This window comes from Polaromonas sp. P1_G4 (genome assembly GCF_056405475.1).
On the sequence record NZ_JBFUCA010000542.1, the window covers coordinates 1 to 2,739 of the forward strand.

A 2,739-nucleotide genomic window follows, 5' to 3' on the forward strand; every position below is an offset into this window, starting at 1 on the left:
ATTATTCAGGCCCGCCGTTGACAAGCCCGGACAAACCCGGCGTGTGCGTAGCGCTGGTTTCTCGTGGTCATGTCAGACCAATGCCGAAGGGGCCGGCCCTTTCGGCAAGAAGGTAACAGCGGAAAAGTCGCTGCGCCAGAACATTGCCGATGTGATTGGAGCTCCCCAGGATTCAACGCAGRCAAGCACATCGCCTCGCTGCAATCGTTTCCGCTTTAATCGCAACTGATACTTTTCCAGGTTTTCGAAGGACAAAGGATCTCCCTTTTGATAGAAGTCCCAACCTGGGTTGTCACTCATTACACGGACAAAGCGCAACAAAGCGCCTTGGGAATAAGCAGAAAATTCATTCACGGCGTCCTTCCGGCAATCATCAGCGGTACTTCGAATTGAAATTACATCAAAGCGAAACGTCGACTGCGCGTAAGCTGGTACGTAACCATCTCCCGCAGACAGGTGAGGCATAAAAACCGTTAGCCCAGGTGCGTTAGCCGGTGACCACAGAATGAGCGGCGGCGCGCCTTTGTCTTCCGTGTACGGCTGTTCTGGCAAGACAAACGAGGTTGGGCTGCCATGAACCCGCATTGGCGGATAGCGATCAAACGCCTGGGCAACCTCGGCCACCGGTGCCTTGATCACAGACAGATTGAAGAATGGTCGATCCAGAACAGACATGATGCGAACGTTTTGTTGCTTGCCGCACTGCGACTACGCGAACTCACCACGGCGCGGTGCAACTTCGCCCTGCAGAAGAACACGTAATGTGAACTTGAGCGGGAAAACCTGAGACTCTTTCATGCGCAGCGCGGCCGCAACCGCCTTGCGTTCCTTTTTTGCCTGCGGGTACTCGGCCGAGGGAACGAAGATGTGGTCGTTTTCATGCAGCAGCACCCCATGCCCAAACTCGAGATCGCCAGCCGTGGTCACGCCAACAAAGCCGGTGAACATCTGGCCCGAGGAAGCAAGGAAATCAGCAGCAACGGACAGGTCGTAAAGGTCCGGGCCCATCATCTTCGCCGGATGAGGACGAACCCAGGTTTCGTCCTGCTCTTCATCCCCTTCCTCGTCGCTTGCGAACTCCCAGATGGGAAAAGCGATGAGGTCTTCCGGCTTGAGTTGGTCAATGGGCTTTCGGGTCTTCAACGATGGACGCATGGACAGTGTCTTCTAAGGTGAAAGTGTCAACAAAACCGGTCAAGCCCGGCCCTCGCTTGAAGAAAGGGTCAGGTCTCCGCTCCCCCTTGAGGAAACGAATGAGCTTGGGCCACATGTCAAACGCCTTTGAGTCGGATGGGTGGAGGTTTAGACGTTCCTGAACTATAGCTTTGCAAAGGCCCCTCTTTGTCGCCCTGGCTGTGCAGCCAGCGGTGTAGCCCACGCCGCACACACTCTGGAACACTTCATGCTTGCTGCACCGCACCAATCCCGAGTTGGATGTCTTGATTGAACAGGAGCACCCCATGCTGGACCGCACCGCGACCAAGTTTTCCCATGTCAAGCCTGGCGACACGCAGTTTGTCTCCGGTGGTTTGCGCGACTTTTTCCTGTACCGTGACCTCGGCATTGCCGACGCGACCAACGGCAAAGTCATCGCGCACCTTGTGAAGGCCAATATGGCACCAGAAACAGGCACGGGATGGCACCGTCATGAGGCAGATTTCCAGATCGTCATCATGACCAAGGGCTGGGCCCGCTTTATGTACGAAGACAAGGAAACCCTGGTCGAGGCCGGTGACGTGGTGCACCAGCGACCAGGCATCAAGCATTTCCTGTTCGACTACTCACCCGACATGGAATACCTGGAAATCGTCGGGCCAGCGGACTTCAAATCCATAGACGTAGACCCGGTCTGCGAAATTCCGCCACCTACCCCCTGGAAATAGCGCCCCCACGGTCGCTCACTTCGTGTAGCTCCCTGCCCCCCGAGGGGGCCGCCCGCCTGCGGTCTGGCAAAGCCAGTCCCGCGGCTCATGCTGGCTTGAAGATTTCAGGGCGTATGTAGCGGGGGTATTTCACCAGTGGGGGCCGCGGGTCCGGCTTCGCCGGCCCCAGGCRCCGCCCCCTGSAAGGGGGGARCAGGCTACACGCAGTGAGCCTCGACGGGGGTGTTCAAAATTCTGCATCCAACTCATCAATGTCATCCGGCTCCTTCCGAGCCTCAGCCACCCACTCCTTCATAGCCGGCAACTCCATCACCCGCTTGCAATACGCCGTGCAAGCCTTGTCCAGCGGCACGTCGTAAGTGAGAAACCGGGTAACCACCGGCGCATACATGGCATCGGCCACCGACAGCTGCTTGCCGAACAGATAGGGGCCGCCATAGGTGGCCAGGCATTCCTTCCAGATTTCCAGCACGCGGTCGATGTCGGCCTGCGCGCGGGACCAGACCTTGAAGCCCGAAAAATGGGCCTTGATGTTCATCGGCAGCGCAGCGCGCATGGAGGCAAAGCCTGAATGCATCTCACCGCACACCGCACGGCAATGCGCCCGCACCTTGATGTCCGCGGGCAGCAACTGGGCTTTAGGCTTGATTTCATTGAGGTATTCGGCAATCGCCAGGGTGTCCCACACCTTGACGTTGCCGTGCTGCAGCGACGGCACCAGCATGCTGGACGAAAGCAGCAGCATTTCGGCTTTCATCGCCGGGTCATCCGGTGAAATCACTTTTTCGGTGAATTCCAGCCCCGCGAACTTCGCCAGCAGCCAGCCGCGCAGAGCCCACGCTCCGTAGTTCTTGCT

At 57.8% G+C, this 2,739-nt stretch carries 4 protein-coding genes; 1 reads left to right on the plus strand and 3 read right to left on the minus strand.

Going from position 1 to position 2,739, the window contains the following annotated elements:
• Positions 1-72: 72 nt before the first annotated feature.
• Entirely contained in the window at positions 73-675 is a 603-nt protein-coding gene (locus AC1D1X_RS20185; protein WP_477699001.1) for a hypothetical protein, read from the minus strand.
• 33 nt (positions 676-708) lie between these two features.
• Positions 709-1,155 carry a hypothetical protein gene (locus AC1D1X_RS20190; protein ID WP_477667905.1) on the minus strand — a complete coding sequence of 149 codons (447 nt, stop codon included), beginning with the start codon at positions 1,153-1,155 and terminating at the stop codon, positions 709-711.
• 305 nt (positions 1,156-1,460) lie between these two features.
• Here AC1D1X_RS20190 and AC1D1X_RS20195 point away from each other — a divergent pair, with 305 nt between their 5' ends.
• Entirely contained in the window at positions 1,461-1,883 is a 423-nt protein-coding gene (locus tag AC1D1X_RS20195) for a cupin domain-containing protein (protein WP_092130677.1), read from the plus strand.
• A gap of 226 nt (positions 1,884-2,109) precedes the next feature.
• Here the strand turns inward: AC1D1X_RS20195 and AC1D1X_RS20200 are convergent.
• A partial coding sequence (locus tag AC1D1X_RS20200) for a glutathione S-transferase (protein WP_477699002.1) occupies positions 2,110-2,739 on the minus strand: 630 nt, incomplete at its 5' end.